This is a genomic window from Myceligenerans salitolerans (genome assembly GCF_017349295.1).
Lineage (GTDB): Bacteria > Actinomycetota > Actinomycetes > Actinomycetales > Cellulomonadaceae > Myceligenerans > Myceligenerans salitolerans.
This window is the reverse complement of the sequence record NZ_JAFMPK010000047.1, coordinates 777,157-798,719: the sequence shown is the minus strand read 5'-3', so window position 1 is coordinate 798,719 and position 21,563 is coordinate 777,157. Positions and strand designations below refer to the sequence as shown.

Below are 21,563 nucleotides of genomic sequence, written 5' to 3'. Positions count from 1 at the left end.
CCACCGGCGCGGCCTGGCCGACGCGGGGGCTCGGCGGTCTCGCGGTCGCGCGCCCGGCGCCGCGTGCTCGGTTTCTTCGGCGTGCGCGGGCGCGCAGGACGCCGCGCAGCGCTGAGGGCATCTCGGCGCGCCTTCTCGACCTGCCCCGGGCGACCGGGTGAAATTCGCCCGGGGCCATTGACACGGCCTCCTGACCTGCGGAAGGAATGACGGGCACTAGCTCGTGATCTTCCTGTCGCTGCCACACCAAGGGAGCTGTCGATGTCACTCCGGTTCAGAACGCCCCTCGCCATAGCCACTGTCACGGCCTTGGCGGCGGCGCTCACACCCACCGCCGCCGCGGTTCCGTCTCCCGACCGGCCCGCGGCCGACAAGGTCGAGCCGCGCGACCTCATCGCCGAGAACCTCACGCCGGCCGAGACCACCCCGGAGCCGGGCGTCGAGCGCGAGCCGGCCGTCCAGAAGCTGGCCCTGGGCCGCGGGAGCGCCGAGCGCACCTACCTGATCCGGCTGGCGGACGACGCCGTGCCGACCTACCGCGGCGGGGTCGGAGGGATGACCGCCACGGCACCGCGGCCGGGCCGGACACTCGACCCGTCGACCGCCCGGGTGCGCGAGTACACGGAGTTCCTCGAGGCGGAGCAGGACGAGTTCGTCACCCGCATGGAGCGGACGGTGGACCGCGACGTCGAGGTCCCGTTCACGTACCAGTACGCCGTGAACGGCGTCTCGGCGGTGCTGACGCCCGAGGAAGCGGCGCAGGTCGCCAAGGACCCGGCGGTCGCGCACATCGCGCTCGACAAGGAGCACGAGCTGCACACCGACGCCGGCCCGGCCTGGAGCAACGCGGACGCGCTGTGGAACGCCGTGGAGGAACTCGGCCTGCCCGAGGACTACCAGGGCGAGGGTGTGGTCATCGGCACCATCGACACCGGCATCAACCCAGGCAGCCCTTCGTTCGCGGAGACCGGTGACGACGGCTACACGCACACCAACCCGCTGGGTGCCGGAAACTACCTGGGCGTGTGCGACCCGTCGAACACGGACCAGTACGACCCCGACTTCCCGTGCAACGGCAAGCTGATCGGCGCCTACGGGTTCCTGTCCGACGCCGACCGGAGCGCCCTGGACGAGGACGGGCACGGCACGCACACGGCCTCGACGTCGGGCGGCAACGTCGTCGACGACGTGACGCCGACCGCGCCCGAGGGCACCGACCCGCCGACGTTCGACGTCTCCGGCGTGGCACCGCACGCCAACGTGATCAGCTACCGCGGCTGCTGCACCACCGCGGGCCTGACCGCGTCGATCGACCAGGCCATCGCCGACGGCGTCGACGTCATCAACTACTCGATCGGCTCGTCCTCGCCGTCGGACCTGTGGAACGACTTCGACGCGATCGGCTTCCTCAACGCGCGCGCCGCGGGCATCTTCGTCGCGACCTCCAACGGCAACGACGGCCCCGGGGTCGCAACGACCGGTTCGCCGGCCGACGCCCCGTGGATCACGTCCGTCGGCGCCTCCACCCACAACCGGCACGCGTTCAACACGCTCACGGGTCTCACCAGCAGCGCGGGGGACCTGCCGGACCTGACCGGCAAGTCCCTCACCGGCCCGCTGCCCGCCACCGAGATCGTCTACGCGGGCGCGTTCGGCGACCCGGAGTGCACCGCGACCAGCGGTCACGAGGCCGACTACGCCGACCGGATCGTGATCTGCGACCGTGGCACCAACGGCCGGGTCGAGAAGTCGGAGAACGTGGCCGCGCAGGGCGCCGCCGGCTACGTGCTCGCCAACGACGAGGTGAACGGCGACTCGGTACTCGGTGACGCGTACGCCGTGCCGGGCGTGTTCCTCGGGTACGACGACGCCACCGCCCTGAAGAACTGGCTGGAGGAGGGCACCGGGCACACCGCCGCGGTCACGGGGACGACGTTCACCGTGGACGACGCCCTCGGCGACGTCATGGCGAGCTTCTCCTCCCGCGGTCCGAACCGCGCCGTCGACACGATCGTGCCGTCCCTGACCGGGCCGGGCGTCGACATCCTCGCCGCCCTCGGTGTGGCCGACGGCACGTACGACCACGTCGAGTACGGCGTCATCTCGGGCACCTCGATGTCCAGCCCGCACGTGGCCGGTGCCGGTGCGCTGCTGACGCAGGCCCGTCCGGACTGGACGCCGGCCGAGCAGCAGTCGGCGCTCATGACGACGGCGCGCACCAGCGTGCTGAACCACGACGGCACGCCCGCCACTCCCTACCAGCAGGGCAGCGGGCACATGGACATCGGGGCCGCCGTGAACGCGGGCCTGCTCTTCGACGAGACGCCGGCCGACTACGTGGCCGCCGACCCGGAGCAGGGAGGCGACCCGACCACCCTCAACCTGCCGTCCTTCGCCGACAGCCAGTGCCTGGCGACGTGCTCGTGGGAGCGTACGGCGGACGTCCCGCCGTCGGCGCCGGCCGGCGTGACGTGGTCGGCGTCCGCCGACTCCGACCAGGGCCTCGCGCTCTCCGTCGACCTGTCGCAGGCGACGGTGTCGCCGGGCGACTCGATCGCCATCTCGGTCACGGCCGACGTGGCCGGAGCCCCGGAGGGGGAGACGCTGTTCGGGCGGATCACCCTCACCCCGAGCGACCCGGACGTCCCGACGGTGACCCTGCCGGTCGCCGTCGTCCCGGCCGCGGCGGTGCTGCCCGGCGAGATCGACATCACCACGCGCCGTGACACCGGGTCGCAGGTCGTGACCGACATCCGGTCCGTCGCCGTCTCCGACTTCACCGGCTCGGTGCGTGGCCTGGCCGCCGCCGATCTGCACGAGGGCTCCCTCGACCAGGACCCGACGAACGACTCGCCGTACGACGACCTGAGCCAGGTCGACGTCACCACGCTGGACGTGGCCGACGGCGCCGAACGGCTCGTCGCGCAGATCACCGAGGCGACCGCGCCGGACCTCGACCTGTTCGTCGGTACCGGTGACACGCCGAGCGCGGACACCCAGGTGTGCGCCTCGACGTCGTCGTCCGCGGCCGAGTACTGCGAGGTCTCCGACCCGGAGGCCGGTACCTGGTGGGTGCTGGTCCAGAACTGGGGCGGCAGCGACAGCCAGCCGGACACGCACACGCTCGCCACGGCCGTGGTCCCGTCCGCGGACCTCGGGAACGCCGGCGTGACCGGCCCCGAGGGCGAGGTGCCGGTGGGTGAGCCGTACGACGTGCGCGTCCACTGGGACCTGCCCGACGCGCAGGAGGGCGACCTCTTCTTCGGTACGGTCGTGCTCGGCAGCTCGCCGGAGACGCCCGGCGACATCGGCGAGATCCCGGTCCGGCTGACCCGTGCGGCCGACGACGTGACCAAGGCCGCGTCGACGGACTCCGCCTCGATCGGCGAGACGATCGGGTACGACCTCACGGTGGCGCCCAACGTGACGCCGGAGGACCTCACCTACACCGTCACCGACACCGTGCCCGACGGCCTGACCATCGACCCGGAGTCGGTGACCGGCGGGGGCGTGGTCGACGGGCAGACCATCACGTGGGAGGTCGAGATGCCGACGTCGGTGGGCGTCGCGGGCGCGTACGAGGCCTCGACGCCGGCGACCGACCCGCAGTGCGCCGCGTGGTCGGGGTTCGTCGACCTCGGTGCGGTGGGCGTCGGGTTCAGCTCGCTCGACGGAGACAGCGCGGCGGTGAACGCGTTCTCGAACATCGGCCCGTTCTCCCACTACTCCGACCAGGCGCAGAACCTGACGGTGTCCGACGACGGCCTGATCACCGTCGCGGGTGGCTACGGCGGCAGCCCCTGGGAGCCCCAGGCGGTGCCCGCCTCGGCCGCACCGAACGGCGTGATCGCGCCGCTGTGGTCCGACCTGGAGCTCTCGCTGGCGAACGACCGCGGCGTGCGGCTGGCCACGTCCGGTGGCGAGGTCGCCGTGGTGCAGTGGGACGACCCGCTGCCGTACGGTGCCGACCCGGCCGACCTGTCCAACTCCGTCGGGAAGTTCCAGGCCTGGATCTACAACTCGGTGGCGGACGACCGGCCGGAGATCACCTTCGAGTACGGCGAGCTGGGCACGCTGCCCGGCCTGGCCACGATCGGGATCGAGAACCTCGCGGGCACGCTCGGCACCGCCGTCGTGAACGCTGGTGACCCGTCGGTCGCCGTGGCCGAGGGCGGCAGCATCTGCCTCGACTACGCCGGACCGAGCGTCGAGCCGGTCACCCTGTCGTACGACGTGACGGTCGATCCGGACGCGATCACCGGCACCTACACCAACACCGCCGAGCACGTCACGTCCGACCCGTTCGACGCGCCCGCCGAGGCGTCGGCCGACGTCGCCGTGACGGGCCTGGCGCCGTGCGACGAGGTGATCACCGGCCGCCACCTCGGCAGAATCTCGGTCACCGAGGGCACGACCTGCGTCGACGACGCGACGGTGCTGGGCAGGGTCTCCGTGTCCGACGGCGCGGGGCTGCGGGTGACCGACTCGAAGATCGTGGCCCTGGTCCGTGCCGACGGCGCGTCCGAGGTGCGGGTGTGCGACTCGCGTGTCACCGGCACGCTGACCGTCACCAGCAGCTCCGGGGTGACGATCGGTGACCCGGCCGCGAACTGTGCGGGCAACCGGGTGACCGGGCCCGTCACCGTGACGCGCTCGGAGGGCCCGGTGATCGGCGACAACCGGATCACCGGACCACTGGCCTGCTACCGCAACGACCCGGAGCCGACGGACAACGGCTCGCCGAACACCGTCACCGGCCGCCAGTTCGGACAGTGCCGGGACCTGTGAGGTCACGCCGCTGACCGGGTAGCCCGGCACCGTCGCCTCGTGCGGCGGACGAGAACGCGAACGCCGTCACGGAGGTCCCGTGGCGGCGTTCGCCGTCTCGCGGCGGACCAGGTGCGGCCCGGTGGCGCGACCAGGCCGGTGCTCCGTCGGCCGGTCCACGTTCCCGCACGCCGTGGGCGCCCGGGACGGGGGATGCGGCGCGCCGGAATCGCGCACGTTTCCGGGAGGTTCTGTCGGAGATGGCCGGACCTTCAGGGGGCGCGCGTAGGGTCGGCGGCGGGGCGGCCCCCGCCGCCCGCCTGGTCCCGAGCACCGGAGGCGCGCCATCACCGCACGAGTACGAACCTGGGCCGTCATCGCCACGGCCGTCCTCCTGCTGACCGGGTGCGGCCTGGGCGGAGGGCCCTGGCCGCCGTCGCGGGAGCTGAGCTATCCGCCCGCGCCCCGCCAGCCGGTCCCGGCGGCGGCCGCGGAGCACGCCGGTGACGCGGATTCCGTCCCTCTTGCCGACCTGGCTCACCGCGGCTGGCTCCGGGACGTCTCCCGGCGCACGGAAATCCCGGTGCGGGTGCTCGCCGCCTACGCCGGTGCGTCGCTTCGGCTGGAGCAACTCGAGCCGGAGTGCGGGATCGGGTGGAACACGCTGGCGGGCATCGGTGCGGTCGAGTCGGTGCACGGCAGCTACGGCGGCGCGCACGCCGCGACGGACGGGGCGGTGAGCCCGCCCATCATCGGCATACCGCTGGACGGCAGCGAGGGCGTCATGGAGATCCTTGACACCGACGAGGGCGTGCTTGACGGCGACGTGCAGTGGGACCGCGCCGTCGGCCCGATGCAGTTCATCCCGGCCACGTGGGAGAGCTGGGCGCAGGACGGGAACCTCGACGGGCGGGCGGATCCGCACCAGATCGACGACGCCGTCCTGACCGCCGGTCTCTACCTGTGCCGGAGCGGCGGCGACGTCACCACCGACGACGGGTGGGAGGCGGCACTGGCCACCTACAACCGATCGGTGTCGTACGCCCACGAGGTCACCGACTTCGCGGAGTCCTACGGGGCGTAGCGGGGCGAGCGGGACGGTCCGCCGCACCGGTCGACGGGCGCGACGGCTCGGACGGTTCAGGACCCCGGCCCGGGCGGCCGGGTGTCCTTCCCGTCGAGCCACAGCCGGTCGCTCGCGTCGCGGTGCGTGCCCGTGGAACCGACGTGCTTGCCGCTGATCCGGTCACCCTTGGTGATGACGTGAGTCATCGCCATCGCATGCCCGTGGCCGAGCCCGTAGGTGTCCTTGAGCCAGGTGGCGACGGGGGTCGCCGTGCTGCCGAGGCCGAAGCCCTGCTCCTCGGCGAGCCGGATCAGTTCCCGGGGAGTCAGCCCCGTCCTCGTCTCGATGGTGTCGAGGTACGCCTGGAAGGACATCAGCGGTTCTCCTGGATCATCGTGGCCGAGGCGTGGATGCACATCATGCGCAGCGTCCCCGGGCCGGTGTTGGTGAAGCCGTGCCAGACGTCCGGCTGGACGACGGCGGTGTCGCCCGCCCGGGCGACGACGGTCTGGTCGCCGATCGTGATCGTGGCCTCGCCCTCCAGCACGGACCAGGTCTCGGTGTACGGGTGGCGATGCAGGCCCGGGCCCTGGCCCGGGTCGTTGGTGACGAGGAAGAACGAGACGCCCGAGCCGTGGTCGCGACCCTCGTAGCGCAGCGTGCGCGAGCCGGGGATGCGGATCGTCTCGGCGGGGACCACCGGTGTCATGTCTGCTCCTTGCGGGGACGGGAACTGCGAGCCGGCCCGTGCGGCCGGCCACGCCACAGCCTCGCCGCGGCCGTGCCCGGGGCACTACGGTTTCGACGTGCGTCGAAACGTGGTGGAGTTCCGTCTCGCGCCGGGCGACATCTCGGCGATCCGCTTCGGCGTGTCGCCCGGTCACGAGCTCGCTCACGCCGTCCGGGTGCTGGCGCAGCCGCAGTACCACCCACTCCAGTGGGGGTGGCTGCGCCGGGCGCGCCGCGAGGCCCCGGCCCGAGCGCTCGACCTGCTGCGGCTCCTGGTCGGCCCCGACGGCTACCTGCCCGACTTCCTCACCTCGACTCCCGGCTGGGACCTCCGCCCCGACGAGGAGCTCGCGCGCCTGCGGGACGCGGACCTCGGCCCGCTGCGCGTCGACCTGCTCAAGCGTGTCGACCGCACGAGCGGAGCCGAGCAGCGCCTGCTGCGTGCACTGGCGGACGACCCGGAGCGTGCCCGGTCCGCCGCCGCGGACGCCTGGGAGCAGTGCTGGGACGCCCTGCTCGCGCCCTACTGGCCCCAGCTCGAGCGGATCCTGCGGGCCGACGTCGGCGTCCGCACCCGGCGCGCGACGACGGACGGTCTCGGATCCATGGTGAGCACGCTGCACGAGGCGGTCAGCTGGACCCAGGACGCCGTCCACGTGCGCCTGCGCCTGCACGGGGAGGTCCTCGACTGCGCGGGCAGCGGCCTCGTGCTGGTGCCGTCCGTGATGGCACCTCGATGCGCCGTCGTCACCGAGCCGCCCGCGCAGCCCACCCTCTTCTACCCGGCGCTCGGCGTCTCCGAGCGCTGGGCCGACGACGCGCCCGGCGAGGCGGAGGCGCTCGCCGCGCTCCTGGGCGCCGGGAGGGCGGGTGTCCTGCTCGCGGTGAGCGCACCGCTGTCGACCAGTGAGGTCGCCGCTGCCTGCGGGCTCGCCGTCTCGACCGCCTCCCACCACCTGTCCGTGCTGAACGCCGCGCGTCTGGTCGACGCGCGGCGCGACGGCGGACGCGTACTGCACGTCCGGACGCCGTTGGGGGAGGCGCTGACCGGGATGTGACGGCCGGAGCCGGACGGCGTGGGGATCAGGCCGCCTGGGACCGGGCCTGGATCGGTGCCTTCGATCCGCGTCCCCACGCGATGAACACCGCGAGCGCGATGAGCACGAAGGCGATCGGCGTGTCGGCGCCCTCGCCGCGTGAGAAGTGGAAGACGGCGGCGGTGGCCAGCAGGGCGACGCAGCCGAACGCGGCCACCACGGTCAGCCGTGGCGCGACTCGCGTCAGGGACGGCAGCACGACGCCGAGCCCGCCGAGGATGTCGAACGCGGCGGCCGTGTAGACGACGGCGGGAGACACGTCCCCGGCCCACGGGAAGGTCTCGGCGAGCTGGGCGATCGGCGTCAGGAGCTTGAACAGGCCGCTGCCGACGAGCATGAGCGCGAGCACGAGCTGGGCGATCCAGAGGGTGACGTTGAGTGCGGTGGGGGCCGGGGGGCGAGTCGTTGCGGTCGACATATCTCTCCTCAGGGCGGTCGGGGCAAGCCAGGTGGCCTGCTCGCCCAGTACTGTACATGGTGTTCAGAAGTATCCGATGAGTTCACGGCGCGCGTAGACTAGATCGACATGGAGGAGCCAGAGACGGAAGCGACCGACCCACGGATCCTGCGGACCCGGCGGGACGTCATCGACGCGACGACGGACCTCTTCCGCACCGAGGGGTGGAGCGGCGTGACGCACGCCGAGGTGGCCCGTCGTGCCGGGTACTCGAAGGCGACCGTCTACGCGCACTGGCCCACCCGGCTGGACCTCATCGAGGCGTCGGTCGGGCAGATCTGCTCCGCGTCCCAGCACCCGGAACCCACCGGGGACCTGCGCGCCGACCTGATCGCCGAGCTCACCGGCCTGGCGGCGGCGCTCACCGAGGGGCAGCTCGCCCGGATCTTCGGCGGCATCATGGAGCGGGCCGGCAGCGACCCGGGCGTCGACGAGGTGCGCCGGCAGCTGGTGGCGGAGGGATCCGGGCCGATGGCGGCCATCCTCGCCGCCCACCTTCCCGCGGAGGCGGTCGACGCCGCGCTCGCGCTCCTGAACGGCGCCGTCCTGTTCCGGATCGCCTTCCAGGCGCGGCCGGCCGACGCCGCGTTCATCACGGACCTCGTCGATCGCGTCCTCACGATGACGGACGGCGACGACGGGTCCGGCCCGCACCCGTCGTGAGCGACCGCCCGGGGTCGGCGAACGCCGTCGTCAGCCGCGGCTCGTCACGGGCCCGAGAGCGTCGGCGAGGTCCTCGGCGGTGGTGACCGGTCGGTCGCACACGAACCCGCGGCAGACGTACGCGGCGGCCCGCCCCTCGACGAGCGGCCGGTCGGCGAGCAGGGGCGTGCCCGGGGCGCCGGGCTCGCCGACGGCGACCACCAGCCCTGGTGTCGTCGCCCCCCGAGCCACGTGCTCGAGCGCGGAGCGCGCCTCGTCGTCGTGCCCGACGACGGCGACCTGCAGCGGGCCGGCCGCCAGCGCCTCGGCGACCGCGAGCGTCCATCCCGCGAACCGTGGAACCTGCCGAGCCAGGCCGCCCGCCGCGGCCACCGCCGCCTCGGCGGCCTCCCGGTGCCGGGACGAGCCCGTGAGTGCGGCATAGGTGCACAGCGCCCCGGCCAGGGACGACTGGCCGGCGGGCTCGGGGCCGTCGGTGGGGTCCTTCGGCCGGCTCACGAGGCGCTCGGCGTCGTCGGCGACGTCGAAGAAGCCGCCGTCGCCGTCGCCGAACCGCGCCAGTGCGACGTCGAGGAGATCGCCCGCGGCCTCCAGCCAGCGCGTCTCGCCGGTCGCCTGGTGCAGCGCCAGCAGCCCTTCGGCGAGGTCGCCGTGGTCGGCGGCGACGCCGGGTGCGGAGCCGACGACGCCGTGGCGCGACGCCCTGCGCGGTCGCCCGTCGACGAGATGGAGACGCAGGACGAGTTCCGCGCACTCGCGGGCCGCCTCGACGTACGCGGGGGAGCGGAGCAGGGTGCCCGCCTCGGCGAGGGAGGCGATCGCCAGGCCGTTCCACGCGGTGACGACCTTGTCGTCGCGCGCGGGCTGGGGCCGTAGGGTCCGGGCCGCGCGCAGCCGGGCGCGCACGTCGGCCCACCACCGCGGGTCGGGGTCCTCGGGGAACCGGAGGGTGGACGTGCCGTGCTCGAACGTGCCCTCGGCGGTGACGGCCAGCGTCCGCGCGGCGCGCTCGCCGTCGTCCGCCCCGAGGACGTCCACGAGCTGCCCGGGCGTCCAGACGTACGTGAGGCCCTCGACGCCGTCGGTGTCGGCGTCGAGCGCGGAGGCGAAGCCTCCCTCGGGCGTGCGCAGGTCCGCCAGCAGGAAGTCGGCGGTCTCACGGGCGACGCGCCCGGCGAGCGCCGCGCCGGTCGCACGGTGCAGGTGCAGGTAGACACGAAGCAGCTGAGCGTTGTCGTACAGCATCTTCTCGAAGTGCGGCACCACCCAGCCGGCGTCGACCGCGTACCGTGCGAAGCCGCCCGCCAGCTGGTCGTAGATGCCGCCGCGGGCCATGGCCTCGCAGGTGTGCTCGACGAGGCGCAGCGATTCCGGGTCGCCGGTGCGGGCATGGTGGCGCAGCAGGTGTTCGAGCGTCATCGACGGCGGGAACTTGGGAGCGCCGCCGAACCCGCCGTGCGCCGGGTCGGCGTCGCGGGCCACGAGCCGCGCGGCATGGTCGAGGGCCGCGCCGTCGAGCGCGTCGGGTGGCGTCGGGGTGGACCGGTGCGCGATCGCGGCGGTGATCGCCGTGCCCTGCTGCACGACGGCGTCACGGCGCTCCGTCCACGCCTCGGTGACCGCGTCGAGCAGCGCGAGGAACTGCTCGCGCGGGTAGTAGGTGCCGCAGTGGAACGGTTCGCCGTCCGGGGTGAGGAAACAGGTCATGGGCCAGCCGCCCTGCCCGGTCAGCGCGGTGGTCGCGGCCATGTAGACGGCGTCGACGTCGGGCCGTTCCTCGCGGTCGACCTTCACGGCGACGAAGCGCCCGTTGACGGCCGCGGCCACACGAGCGTCCTCGAACGACTCGTGTGCCATGACGTGGCACCAGTGGCACGCCGCGTACCCGACGGACAGCAGGACCGGCACGTCGCGCCGCCGTGCCTCGGCGAACGCGTCGTCTCCCCACTCGCGCCAGTCGACGGGGTTGTCCGCGTGCTGCAGGAGGTAGGGGCTCGTGGCGGTCGCGAGGCGGTTCGGCATGCCTCCACCCTGACATCCCGGCTCCGCCGCGGCGATCGGCGGCCGGCCGTGCGGCCCGCTCGCGCGCCACCCGGCGTGCGTCCCTCGACCGTGCGGCGCGGGCCGTGCGACATCAGCCGGTGTGAGAGCCTGTGGTCAGGACCCACGGTGGGTCCCCGGACGAGGGGTGCCGTACCCGGCAGGCGACAAGACGGCATCGAAGGAGTGCACCATGTCCTGGGTCGTCCTCGTGGTCTCCGGTCTCCTCGAAGCGGTGTGGGCCACCGCCCTCGGCCGGTCGGACGGGCTGACGCGCCTCGTCCCGAGCGTCGTGTTCGGCGTCGCCGTCGTGGCGAGCATGGCCGGACTGGGCTACGCGATGCGTGACCTGCCCGTCGGCACCGCCTATGCCGTCTGGGTCGGCATCGGGGCCGCGACCACCGTGGGCTGGGCCATGCTGACGGGCGCGGAGCCGGTCTCCGTCGTGCGGGTCCTGCTCATCGCCGGCCTCATCGGCTGCGTGATCGGTCTCAAGCTCACCGAGTGAGCGTGCCGCCCGGCGCTGCGCCGGGTCCGCGCGGCCGTCCGCCGGCGCCTCGCCGTCAACGCCCGGCGCCGTGCTCCTCGGCGGCCGCGGCCGGTCGCCTCAGGCGCTCGAGCCGGTAGTGCAGCCGCACCACCCAGGCGCGCCCGAGCCGTAGTTCGTGGTCGGTGCGCAGGACGCCGTCCGCGTCGGCGTACACGTGGAACGTCTCGTGGAGGGGGACGCGCGCGGCGTGGTCGCGCCCGCCGTCGCGCACGACGACGTACGCCCCGTCCTGTCCGAACCGCCCCGGCGGCGACTCGAGGACGAGGGAGCCGTCGCCGCGGGCCCGCGGGCGGAGGAAGACCTGCACGTTCCCGGACTCCAGCGGGAACGCGACGTGGATGCTGGGCCGGTCCGCGCCGGGCAGGAGCCGGGTGGTGTAGCAGCCGCTGAACACGTACCGGCCCGTGGACCGGAGGGTGCGCAGCCAGGCGGCGGACACCTGAGCGCCCGAGCGGTCGCGGATCACCGTGATGCGGCTGTCCATCCCGTGTGCGACGTCGAGCGGGCGCATGGGCAGGGCGAGCTGCTCCACGCGCCGGCCGAACAGGCGGGCGATCAGTTCCCCGGCGGGCCAGAACGGCGGGGACCACCCGGTCCACACGTCCATCCGCCAGGCGGAGGTGTGTTCGTAGAAGTCGCGGATCTCGGGACGCAGCACGGACGCGTCGAACCCGGGTCCGTCCAGCGCGGCGACCGCGGCCAGGAGGCCGGCGTCGGGATCGCCGTCGTCCGCCGTGCCGCCGTGGTGAGCGGCCTCGGCGGCCGGCCACCCGTCGGCCACGGTGGGGGAGTCGCTCACCGGTGCGCGCAGCCAGGACTCCGCACCGGCGAGGTCGACCGGGTGTCCGACGAGGCGCCAGAACTTCCGCGTGGCCAGGTCCAGGCCGTGAGGGTGTCCCATGGGGTGCAGTATCTCGTCCCGGCAACGTGTGGTTGACGACCGGTCGCCGACCTGCCAGAGTTTGAGAGCGCTCCCATCGAGTCGCTCTCGTAGTGGCTCGATCCGCCATCTCGCAGGTCCTTGATCACCCTCGACGACGCGGGAACGACAGGAGCCGAGCACCCCGACGGCGGGGCGGCCCAGAGAGGACAACGATGTTCCATCCCTTTGACAGCAACGATTCCACGGCGAAACGCTCGGGAGCGGCGCGTCCGCGCGGCAGCGACCGGCGCGGGTCGCCGCCCCCTGGCCGCGGACGCCGCTCGCGTGTCGCGGCCCTCACCACGGCCGTGATCGCGCTCTCAACGACCAGCACGGCCCCGGCGCTCGCGGCCGACCCGACGCCCGTCGGAGCGGGCAGCTACACGACCGAGCAGGTCGGCCCGGCACCCGAGGGCTGCGCCCCGCTCGCGACCGACGCCCGCGCGTTCATCACGGACTCGGCGCCCGACGGAGCCGTGCCGACGAACGACTGGTGGTCGTCCCTCAGCTTCAAGAAGTTCGACTGCTCCATGAGCGAGCCGCTGCACGCCCACCCCGTGTCGTACAAGCCGTCGCCGGAAGGCCTCGGCCTGTCCTACACCCAGGAGCCCACCCTCTACGGCACGCCCGGCGGGATCGGGGAGTTCCACTACCCGTACAGCCAGGACCTCGTCGTCGGGGTCGACGGCCTGAACGCCTCCGTCGCCGAGGTCGCGGACTGGAGCGACTGGACGGTGACCCCGTCCTGGAACGACGGAACACGCTCCATGACGGCCACGATCGGGCACGGACTCCCGGTGACGTGGTTCGAGATGGCGGGCGGGGACGCGGTCCTCAGCGGTGGCTCGGACCTGCGCGTCTGGCTCCACGACGGCGCACGCATCGGGTTCAGCACGGGCGGCGCCGACTACGTCGCGTTCGCGCCGAGCGGCTCGTCCTGGACGGTCTCGGGCAGCGAGCTGCGCAGCGGCCTGACGGGCAAGGGCTACCTCTCGGTCGCCGCGCTGCCCACGACGCCCGCGGACGGCGACGCGGCACGGACCGCCCAGGCGGACGCGTTCACCCCGTACGCCTACGTGGAGGTGACCGGGACCCGGGCCGACTACGTGTACGACGAGGCGACGAGCATCGTGCGCACGACCTACTCCCTCGAGACCGAGGCGCACGAGGGTGGCAACGCGGGCACGATCGTGTCCCTCTACCCGCACCAGGAGGCGTACCTCGACGAGGTCACCGGCGACGGGCCCGGCGGCGGCGCGGCATCCGACCGCGAGTACGAGTCGGCGCGAGGCACCATGACGGCCCTGGTCGGAGCGACGTCGTTCACGACCGACACGCCGTTCACCGGGGTCCTGCCGGAGGTCCCGGCGGTCGCGACGTCGGAGGGCGACGCGCACGCACGACTCGACGCCCTGCTCGACGCGGAGGCGGCCGACCCGATGAGCATCGACGCCGACGACACCTACTGGACCGGCAAGGCGCTCGGCCGCGCGGTCCGTATCGCGGAGATCGCCGACCAGCTCGGCCGTACGAGCGTCCGTGACACGGCACTCGAACAGATCGAGACCACCCTCACCGACTGGTTCACGGCGAGCCCCGGCGAGACGGAGCATCTGTTCGCGTACAACGAGAACTGGGGCACGTTGGTCGGGTTCCCCGCCGCCTACGGGTCGGACAAGGAGCTCAACGACCACCACTTCCACTACGGGTACTTCATCGTCGCGGCCGCCACGCTCGCACGGTTCGACCCCCAGTGGGCGACCGACGAGCAGTTCGGGGGCATGGTCGACGAGCTGATCGCCGACGCCAACAACTACGACCGCAGCGACCGGCGCTACCCGTACCTGCGGGACTTCGACATCTACGCGGGCCACGACTGGGCGGCGGGCCACGGGGCCTTCGTCAACGGCAACAACCAGGAGTCGAGCTCGGAAGGCCAGAACTTCGCCAACGGCCTGATCCAATGGGGCGTCGCCACCGGTGACGACGCCGCCCGGGACGCCGGGATCTACCTCTACGCCACGCAGACGGCGGCGATCCAGCACTACTGGTTCGACCAGGCAGGCGCCATGCCCGAGGGCTTCGGCCATTCCACCGTCGGCATGATCTGGGGCAGCGGCGGGGCGTACGCGACCTGGTTCAGCGGCGAGGCCGAGATGATCCAGGGCATCAACACGCTGCCGATCACCGGTGGCCACCTCTACCTCGGCCTTCGCCCCGACGACGTCGTCGCCAACTACGACGAGCTGGTCGCCGTCAACAACGGCGAACCGACGGTCTGGCAGGACATCCTGTGGTCGTACCTCGCGCTCGGGGACGGCGAGCGAGCGCTCGCCGCACTCGACGGCGACCCCGGGTACCCGGTCGAGGAGGGGGAGAGCCGTGCGCACACCTATCACTGGGTCGCCAACCTCGCCGACCTGGGAACGCCGGACCCGACGGTGACGGCCGACTCCCCCGTCGCCGCCGTGTTCACCAAGGACGGGGCCCGCACCTACGTGGCCTCGAACATCACGCAGTCACCCCTGACGGTCGAGTTCTCGGACGGGACGTCGCTCGCGGTGCCGGCGGGCCGGACCGTCACCTCGGGTGCGCACGACTGGAGCGGCGGTGGTGGGGGCGGTACCGGAGAGCCGTCGCCGGACCCGACCCCGTCGCCCGACCCGACCCCGTCACCGGAGCCCACCCCGTCGCCCGACCCCACCGACCCGCCCGAGCCCGTCCCGGCGACGTTCTACCTGACGGGGGACGGCACCCTGGCTCCCGAGGCCGGCACGGAGGCGACGGCGGTCCTCGGCGCGGCGTCCGGTCCGGACGCGGTGGGGGATCCGGCCACGGGGCTCACCGCCACGCTGGAGCACGTCACGGGCGAGTTCGGCGGCGACGCCACGGCGTTCGACGTCGGCCTCGACGCCGGCCAGAGCGTCGGCAACGGCACCCGGCTGCGCGTCTCCTACGACCTGGAGGGCGACGGCTCGTTCGACCGCGTGGAGTCCTACGCGTACTTCGCCACCGACCCGGTTCCCGGCTTCGAGCGCTACACCTCGGCGAACCGCACGACGGAGAACTCCGAAGGAGCCCTCGGCGACCTCACCGACGGCACGATCAAGGTGGAGGTCTGGAACGTGATCGGTAGCGGGACCACGCTCGTCGACCTCGAGGACTCGGTGGTGGAGGTGCCGTTCGAGTCGTTGACGGTCGGAAGCGCGTAGCGGACCGGCACGCACGACGCCCGTGGCCTCCCCCGTGCAGGGGGAGGCCTCCGGCGTGACCGGGAGACGGCAAAGGGAATGGCACCATGTAGCTCGCGCCGCGACCCCGCGGCGGGACGGAGGTGTGCCATATGTCCGAGAAATCTTTGAACTCAGCGGCGGGCTCGGCCGCGGATTCCGCCGCCGACGCCACCCGGAGAGCCCGGAACAGCCGTCCCGTGCAGATCCTGGCGCGCAGTGGCTACGTGGCCTCCGGTGTGCTGCATGTGCTGGTGGCTTGGCTGGCCGTCCGGCTCGCACTGGGCGAGTCCTCGGGACAGGCGGACCATTCCGGCGCGCTGCGCACGCTCGCCCAGGTGCCCGGCGGTCGGGTCCTCCTCTGGGCGGTCGCTGTGGGCTTCGCGGCGCTCGCGCTCTGGCAGCTCGCGGCGGCCCTCGTCGGCGTGGCGAACGCCGAGCGGCGGGCCGGAGCCTGGGCCAAGAGCGTGGGCAAGGCGGCCCTCTACGGGGTCCTGGCCGCCAGCAGCGCCCGGTACGCGCGGGGCGACGGAGGCGGCGGCACCAGCGAGGAGAGCACGACTGCCATGGTCCTGGGCATGCCCTCCGGGCCCTGGCTGGTGGGGGCAGCGGGTCTCGCGATCGCCGGCGTGGGCGCGTACCACGTCGTCAAAGGACTACGGAAGAAGTTCCTGCGCGACCTGGTCGGAGCGGGCGGTAGAGCGGTCCGGCCGGTGGTGGTGCGCCTCGGGCAGGCGGGATACGTCGCCAAGGGGATCGCGCTCGGCGTCGTCGGCGGTCTCGTCGTGGCCGCCGCGGTGACGGCGGACGCGGACCGGGCCGGCGGGCTCGACGAAGCCCTTCACACGGTGCGTGACCAGCCGTTCGGCTCGCTGCTGCTCATCGTCGTCGGGCTCGGGATCGGGGCGTACGGGCTGTACAGCTTCGCCAGGGCGCGGTTCGCCCGCCTCTAGCCTTCAGCGGCTCCGCCGGACCCACGTCCGCGACACCTCGCGCAACCAGGGGGATACCCGCGGCTGCGGCCACCGCCCCTCACGTCAGACCACCGCCTGTGCGGCGGTGCGCAGATCGCTGACGAGCGAGTCGAACGCCTCGTCCCATCCCGAGCGGTCACGCAGCCGCAGCAGGGCGGACGGATGCGTCGTCACGACGACGGCCCCGGCCTCGTGCGCGGCGCCCGCGTCGCCAGGCGGGTCGAGCACCCGGCCGCGCACCTCGCCGATCCGGACGGACCGGCCCAGGACCGCCCGTGCCGCCGTCGCGCCCATCGCGACGACGACACGTGGCCGCACGGCCGCGACCTCGGCCTCGAGCCACGGCAGGCACGCACGGACGTGCGCGACGTCAGGCGTCTTGTGCAGCCGTCGCTTGCCCCGCTCCGTGAAACGGAAGTGCTTGACCGCGTTGGTCACGTAGACGCGCTCCCTGCCGATCCCCGCTGCCTCGAGCGCGTCGGCCAGCACGCGCCCGGCCGGGCCGACGAACGGTTCCCCCTCACGGTCCTCGCGGTCGCCCGGCTGCTCACCCACGAGCACGACGTCGGCGTCGTCGGGCCCGGAGGAGAAGACCACCTGGGTGGCCGGTCCCCACAGCTCGCAGCCACGGCACCGGTGCGCCGCCTCTCCGAGCGCGTCCGTGCCGGCCTGCTCGGGCACCCACTCCTGGGCCCCCGGACGGTCGGGCGTCGTGCGTGCCACGGGTCCACCTCCCACGGCCAGCATCGCGGACGGACCGCACACTCGCCACCACCGTGGTGAGCCCGCCCGGGTAACTGCGGCGTACGGACGGCCGAGCACCCGGTGGTGTCGCGGCCCGTTCCGTTCGCGCCTATGGTGTAGTTCCCCTCCGGCGGCCCTCTGGGGCCGTCACTCCCGCTGACCGGGCCCGTCGTGTCCACGCACAGGCGCCCGCGTGGCCGGTCCGACCGGCCGGAACTGGATGGTCGCCGTGCCCTTCTCGAACTATCCCCATGAGTTCGCCGTCCGGGCTTCGACGGTTCTCGGATCGAACCTTGAGGTCAGTATCACGATGCGTGAGCACGGTCTCGCGATTCGCGCAGGCAGCAACACCCGCGCGTCCGGCCGCTGTGACCAGGTCGAGGCGATGACCGGAGTGGGGCCCTGCATCGACGCGATGGACGAGTTCAAGGTGCAGATCGTGCCGAACATCGCGGTCGAGACCCGGTGGACGGAGTGGAAGGAACAGGCGCTGCAGGAGGGCTTCGTGTCGGCGGTCGGCGTGCCCGCGTTCGTCGAGCCCGGCGTCTCGACGGCTCTCAACCTGTACGCCCGCTCGGCGGACCCGTGGACGCCGCGGCTGCTGGCCGCGGCCGACTCCTACGCCCAGCTGGTCGCTTCGGCGATCCGCCTGCGCCTGGAGGTGGCCGCGCTCGAGGACGCCGCGGCCGGGCTGTACAGCACGATGTCCGACGCGACGGTCACCGAACGTGCGATCGGTGCGATCATGCGCGCCAACCAGTGCAGCGAGGAGGCGGCACGGCACATCCTCGATTCGGCTTCCCGCCGCCGCAACGTCGGGGTGCGCGAGGTCGCCGAGACCGTCCTGCGCTCACTCGTGTTCGACGGGAGGGACGAGACGGGCGGCATGGCGGAGAGGGACACGGCGGAGTGGTAGACCACCGCCGCGGCCGCCTCAGGCGCTCGGGCGGCGATGCGCGTGTCCCACCAGCACGGTGCAGGGCGCGGCGCGCAGGACGGCATCGGGCACGCTGCGCAGCATGCGCCCCATGACGGCCTGGTGCCGGCGCCCGCCGACGACCAGCAGGTCCTCGGGGGTGAGCCCGGACAGCAGGGCCGGGGCCGGGTTCCCGCGGCGGATCACGATCGTGCAGGTGACCCGGGGATACTTCTCCGACCAGCGGGCCACCCGGTCGGCCAGGTCGGCCGTGGCGGCTTCCCGCCACGACGCGGCGACGGGGTCCAGCTCGGGAGGAACCGCGGAGTACGTGTCGGCGCTCGTCACATGCAGCACTTCCAGAGCGCAGCCGCGCACGTCGGCCTCGGCGAACGCGGCGCCGAGCACGTCGGGCTCGTCCTCGCGGCCTACCCCCACCCGGATCCGCCTGGGGTCCGCGGTGGTGGCGCCCGCCGGGACGACCGCGACGGCCCCGGGAGCGATCGCCGCCAGCGTCGAGGAGGTCGAACCGAGCACCATACGGTCGAGCTTTCCGAGGCCCCTGCGGCCCACCACGACCAGGCCGCAGGTCCTGGACCGCCGGCTCAGCTCCCGGGCGGCGTCACCGGACGTCACAAGCACCTCCACGTCCTCGTCCTCCGGGCGGTGCTCCACGAGCCAGGCGCGGGCGGCCTCGGCCGCCCTCCCGGCCTGGTCACGCATCTCGCCGATCAGACCGCCGACTCCGGGGTCACGCCCGATCGGCACACCGTAGGTCGCCACGACCGTCAGGCGCGCCTCGTGCAGCTCGGCGGCGTGCGCGGCCCAGTCCAGGGCGGCCAGGCTCTCGGCCGAACCGTCCACCCCCACGACGATGCCGTCGTACCAGGCGATGCTCATGAGCGTCCTCCTTCGTCCTGCCCTCAGCACACCAGCCGGCCGGGCAGGCCGGGCAGAGACCGGGGGCCCGAGGAAGCGGGACCAAGGTCCTCCGCGCCCGTCACCACGCGCTACCGTGGCCCCGGGAGGCGCCGATGGACCGGAGAGACACCCCACGTGACCGCACCGACCTGCTGTTGGAAGCGGTCGTCACGGTCAGTCGTGGGCTCGACCTGGAGACCGTCCTGCACCACATCGTCGAGACCGCCATCGAACTCGTCGACGCGCGGTACGGAGCTCTCGGAGTGCTGGGTGACGACGGCCGGATCGCCCGGTTCCTGACCGTCGGCCTGTCCGACGAGCAGATCGCCGCGATCGGCCCCTATCCCACGGGACACGGCGTCCTGGGCGAGCTGATCCGCCATCCTGTGCCGCTGCGTCTGCACGACCTGTCCGCCCATCCTGTCTCGGTCGGGTTCCCCGCGCACCACCCGCCGATGCACACCTTCGTCGGGATGCCGTTGCGGGTGCACGGTGCGCCGTTCGGCAACCTCTACCTCACGGACAAGCGCGGCGGGGGCGATTTCACGGCCGAGGACGAGCGGGTCCTGGAGGCGCTCGCATCGGCAGCGAGCGTGGCCATGGAGAACGCCCGTCTGTACGACGTCGCGCAGCTTCGCGAACGCTGGGCACGCGCGAACGACCGGATCTCGCGCCAGGTGCTGGCCGGGTCCTCGCCCGACGACGTCCTGCGGCTCATCGGCAGCCAGGCCCGGGAGGTGGCCGACGCGGACCTGACCGCCGTCACCGTGCCGGACCCGGACACCGGCCGCCTGGTGCTGCAGACCGCGTCCGGGCTCGGGGCGGAGGACCGGGCGGGCTCGGTCCTGTCTGCCGACGGCACGTTCGCCGCGCTGACGTTCCGCACCGGGGTGCCGATGGTCACCGACGACGCCACGAAGGACGAGCGCGCGGAGTTCGCGCTGGATCTGCCGGTCGAGCTCGGACCGCTGGCGGTGTGGCCGCTCGGTGAGCAAGGGAAGGTGCGTGGTGTCCTGGCGGCGGCCCGTGCCCGGGGCCGGCCGCCGTTCTCCTCCGTCGTGGTCGAGGCGCTCGGTGCCTTCGCGGCGCAGGCGGCCGTCGCCCTGGAACTGGCGGAAGGCCGTGCCGACGCCGAACGGCTCGTCCTGCTGCGTGATCGCGAACGCATCGCACGGGACCTCCATGACCTGGCGATCCAGCGGCTCTACGCGACCGGGCTCTCGCTGCAGCGCGTGGCGCGCACGGCGCCACCGGAGGTGGCCGAACGGCTCGCCACCGCGGTCGAGGAGGTCGACGAGACGATCGCCCTCGTCCGCACCACGATCTACCGGCTGCAGCCGGGCGAACGGCCCGGTGGTGCCCACGCCCGTCGGATCGGTTTGCGCTCCCGGGTGATCACGGAGGTCGATGCCGCTGCGGCGCCGCTCGGCTTCGGGGCGCGCCTGCGCTTCGAGGGCGCGGTGGACACCCTGGTGCCACCGGAGGTCGCGCACCACGTCGTCGCCGTCGTGCGGGAGGCGTTGTCGAACGTCGCCCGGCACGCGTCGGCGTCGCGGGCGGAGGTGCGGCTGGCCGCGGCGGGGGACCTGGTGCTCACCGTGACCGACGACGGCACGGGCCTGCCGCCGGGGGTGTCGCGCAGCGGGCTGCGCAACCTGGCGCGGCGCGCGGAGGAGCTCGGCGGGACGTTCGTCGTCGAGCCCGTGTCCCCGGGCGCCGACCGGGTCGGGACGCGCCTGGTGTGGCGGGTGTCGCTGCCCGCGGACGGCCCGCCGCCGGCCTGAGGACGCTCGGCCGGCACCTGGCTTCTCAGGAGCGCCGGTGTCCTTCTTGCTCCAGGCGGGCTGCGAGGACGGCGGCCTGGGCCCGTCGTTCGAGGCCGAGCTTGGCGAAGATGCTGGAGACGTAGTTCTTGACCGTCTTCTCGGCGAGGAACAGCTCGGCGCCGATCTGCCGGTTGGTCAGCCCGTGTCCGATGAGGCCGAGGATGCGCCGCTCCTGGTCGGTCAGCCCGGCGAGCGGATCGGGCTCGTGGTGGGCCTCCGCGCGGATCCGTTCCATGACGCGGGCTGCTGCCCGGGGGTCGAGCATCGAGCCGCCCGACGCGACGGTCAGCACCGCCTGGACGAGGTCGGTGCCGCGGACCTGCTTGAGCACGTAGCCCGCGGCTCCGGCGAGGATGGCGTCGTAGAGGGCCTCGTCGTCGGAGAAGGAGGTGAGCATCAGGCAGGCCAGATCCGGCATGCGCGAGCGCAGTTCCCGGCAGACCGTGACGCCGTCGCCGTCGGGCAGCCGCACGTCCAGTACCGCGACGTCAGGGGCGAGGGCGGGGATCCGGGCCAGCGCCTCGCGGGCGGTGCCCGCCTCACCGACGACGCGCACTCCCGGCTCGGACTCCAGCAGGTCGGCGACGCCCCGGCGGACCACCTCGTGGTCATCCACCAGGAACACGCGTACGTCCACGGCCATGCGCCCTACCGTAGCCGT

17 protein-coding genes and 1 riboswitch are annotated in these 21,563 nt (G+C 73.3%); of the genes, 9 read left to right on the top strand and 8 right to left on the bottom strand.

Annotation, left to right across the window (positions count from 1 at the left end; all coding sequences use genetic code 11):
• Nucleotides 1-309: 309 nt before the first annotated feature.
• Together J0911_RS17085 and J0911_RS21215 are read left to right on the top strand one after the other, a co-directional pair.
• A complete protein-coding gene (locus tag J0911_RS17085) occupies nucleotides 310-4,788 on the top strand; it encodes a S8 family serine peptidase (RefSeq protein ID WP_207276647.1) in 4,479 nt (1,492 codons plus the stop codon).
• A 562-nt stretch (nucleotides 4,789-5,350) separates the two neighbouring features.
• Complete coding sequence (locus J0911_RS21215; protein ID WP_307865139.1) at nucleotides 5,351-5,851, top strand: lytic transglycosylase domain-containing protein; 501 nt, start codon at nucleotides 5,351-5,353, stop codon at nucleotides 5,849-5,851.
• A gap of 56 nt (nucleotides 5,852-5,907) precedes the next feature.
• Here the strand turns inward: J0911_RS21215 and J0911_RS17075 are convergent, their stop codons facing one another.
• The gene (locus tag J0911_RS17075; RefSeq protein ID WP_207276646.1) at nucleotides 5,908-6,207 is read right to left on the bottom strand and encodes a DUF4287 domain-containing protein; all 300 of its coding nucleotides are present in this window, start codon (nucleotides 6,205-6,207) and stop codon (nucleotides 5,908-5,910) included.
• Nucleotides 6,207-6,542: a cupin domain-containing protein gene (locus J0911_RS17070; protein ID WP_207276645.1), complete on the bottom strand. Its 336-nt coding sequence runs from the start codon at nucleotides 6,540-6,542 to the stop codon at nucleotides 6,207-6,209. Before J0911_RS17070 ends, J0911_RS17075 begins: the two co-directional genes overlap by 1 nt.
• Nucleotides 6,543-6,639: 97 nt before the next feature.
• On the opposite strand from J0911_RS17070, the gene J0911_RS17065 reads away from it, so the two are divergent.
• Entirely contained in the window at nucleotides 6,640-7,620 is a 981-nt protein-coding gene (locus tag J0911_RS17065; protein WP_307865138.1) for a DUF5937 family protein, read from the top strand.
• 25 nt (nucleotides 7,621-7,645) lie between these two features.
• On the opposite strand, the gene J0911_RS17060 is transcribed toward J0911_RS17065, so the two are convergent.
• Nucleotides 7,646-8,077 (bottom strand): DoxX family protein, encoded by a 432-nt coding sequence (locus J0911_RS17060; RefSeq protein WP_207276644.1) that lies wholly within the window; start codon nucleotides 8,075-8,077, stop codon nucleotides 7,646-7,648.
• A gap of 108 nt (nucleotides 8,078-8,185) precedes the next feature.
• Here J0911_RS17060 and J0911_RS17055 point away from each other — a divergent pair, with 108 nt between their 5' ends.
• The gene (locus J0911_RS17055) at nucleotides 8,186-8,779 is read left to right on the top strand and encodes a TetR/AcrR family transcriptional regulator (RefSeq protein WP_207276643.1); all 594 of its coding nucleotides are present in this window, start codon (nucleotides 8,186-8,188) and stop codon (nucleotides 8,777-8,779) included.
• A gap of 30 nt (nucleotides 8,780-8,809) precedes the next feature.
• Here the strand turns inward: J0911_RS17055 and J0911_RS17050 are convergent, their stop codons facing one another.
• Nucleotides 8,810-10,801 carry a thioredoxin domain-containing protein gene (locus J0911_RS17050; protein ID WP_207276642.1) on the bottom strand — a complete coding sequence of 664 codons (1,992 nt, stop codon included), beginning with the start codon at nucleotides 10,799-10,801 and terminating at the stop codon, nucleotides 8,810-8,812.
• A 135-nt stretch (nucleotides 10,802-10,936) separates the two neighbouring features.
• Nucleotides 10,937-11,001, top strand: a riboswitch (guanidine-III (ykkC-III) riboswitch).
• 11 nt (nucleotides 11,002-11,012) lie between these two features.
• Here J0911_RS17050 and J0911_RS17045 point away from each other — a divergent pair.
• On the top strand, nucleotides 11,013-11,327 hold the full coding sequence (locus tag J0911_RS17045) for a DMT family transporter (RefSeq protein WP_207276641.1): 315 nt from the start codon (nucleotides 11,013-11,015) through the stop codon (nucleotides 11,325-11,327).
• A 55-nt stretch (nucleotides 11,328-11,382) separates the two neighbouring features.
• Here the strand turns inward: J0911_RS17045 and J0911_RS17040 are convergent, their stop codons facing one another.
• Entirely contained in the window at nucleotides 11,383-12,270 is an 888-nt protein-coding gene (locus tag J0911_RS17040) for a hypothetical protein (protein WP_207276640.1), read from the bottom strand.
• Nucleotides 12,271-12,599: 329 nt separating this feature from the next.
• On the opposite strand from J0911_RS17040, the gene J0911_RS21210 reads away from it, so the two are divergent.
• Both J0911_RS21210 and J0911_RS17030 read left to right on the top strand, forming a co-directional pair.
• Complete coding sequence (locus tag J0911_RS21210; protein ID WP_307865137.1) at nucleotides 12,600-15,503, top strand: glycosyl hydrolase; 2,904 nt, start codon at nucleotides 12,600-12,602, stop codon at nucleotides 15,501-15,503.
• A gap of 131 nt (nucleotides 15,504-15,634) precedes the next feature.
• Nucleotides 15,635-16,474: a DUF1206 domain-containing protein gene (locus J0911_RS17030; RefSeq protein ID WP_207276638.1), complete on the top strand. Its 840-nt coding sequence runs from the start codon at nucleotides 15,635-15,637 to the stop codon at nucleotides 16,472-16,474.
• A gap of 84 nt (nucleotides 16,475-16,558) precedes the next feature.
• Here J0911_RS17030 and J0911_RS17025 read toward each other — a convergent pair whose 3' ends face one another.
• A complete protein-coding gene (locus J0911_RS17025; RefSeq protein WP_307865136.1) occupies nucleotides 16,559-17,218 on the bottom strand; it encodes a UdgX family uracil-DNA binding protein in 660 nt (219 codons plus the stop codon).
• A gap of 214 nt (nucleotides 17,219-17,432) precedes the next feature.
• Here J0911_RS17025 and J0911_RS21205 point away from each other — a divergent pair, with 214 nt between their 5' ends.
• The gene (locus J0911_RS21205; RefSeq protein ID WP_207276637.1) at nucleotides 17,433-18,155 is read left to right on the top strand and encodes a GAF and ANTAR domain-containing protein; all 723 of its coding nucleotides are present in this window, start codon (nucleotides 17,433-17,435) and stop codon (nucleotides 18,153-18,155) included.
• 18 nt (nucleotides 18,156-18,173) lie between these two features.
• On the opposite strand, the gene J0911_RS17015 is transcribed toward J0911_RS21205, so the two are convergent.
• Complete coding sequence (locus J0911_RS17015) at nucleotides 18,174-19,055, bottom strand: universal stress protein (protein ID WP_207276636.1); 882 nt, start codon at nucleotides 19,053-19,055, stop codon at nucleotides 18,174-18,176.
• Nucleotides 19,056-19,189: 134 nt separating this feature from the next.
• On the opposite strand from J0911_RS17015, the gene J0911_RS17010 reads away from it, so the two are divergent.
• Nucleotides 19,190-20,860, top strand: a complete 1,671-nt coding sequence (locus tag J0911_RS17010; RefSeq protein WP_207276635.1) for a sensor histidine kinase — start codon at nucleotides 19,190-19,192, stop codon at nucleotides 20,858-20,860.
• A 25-nt stretch (nucleotides 20,861-20,885) separates the two neighbouring features.
• Here the strand turns inward: J0911_RS17010 and J0911_RS17005 are convergent, their stop codons facing one another.
• Nucleotides 20,886-21,545, bottom strand: coding sequence for a response regulator transcription factor (locus J0911_RS17005; RefSeq protein WP_207276634.1), 660 nt, complete (start codon nucleotides 21,543-21,545; stop codon nucleotides 20,886-20,888).
• Nucleotides 21,546-21,563 lie beyond the last annotated feature (18 nt).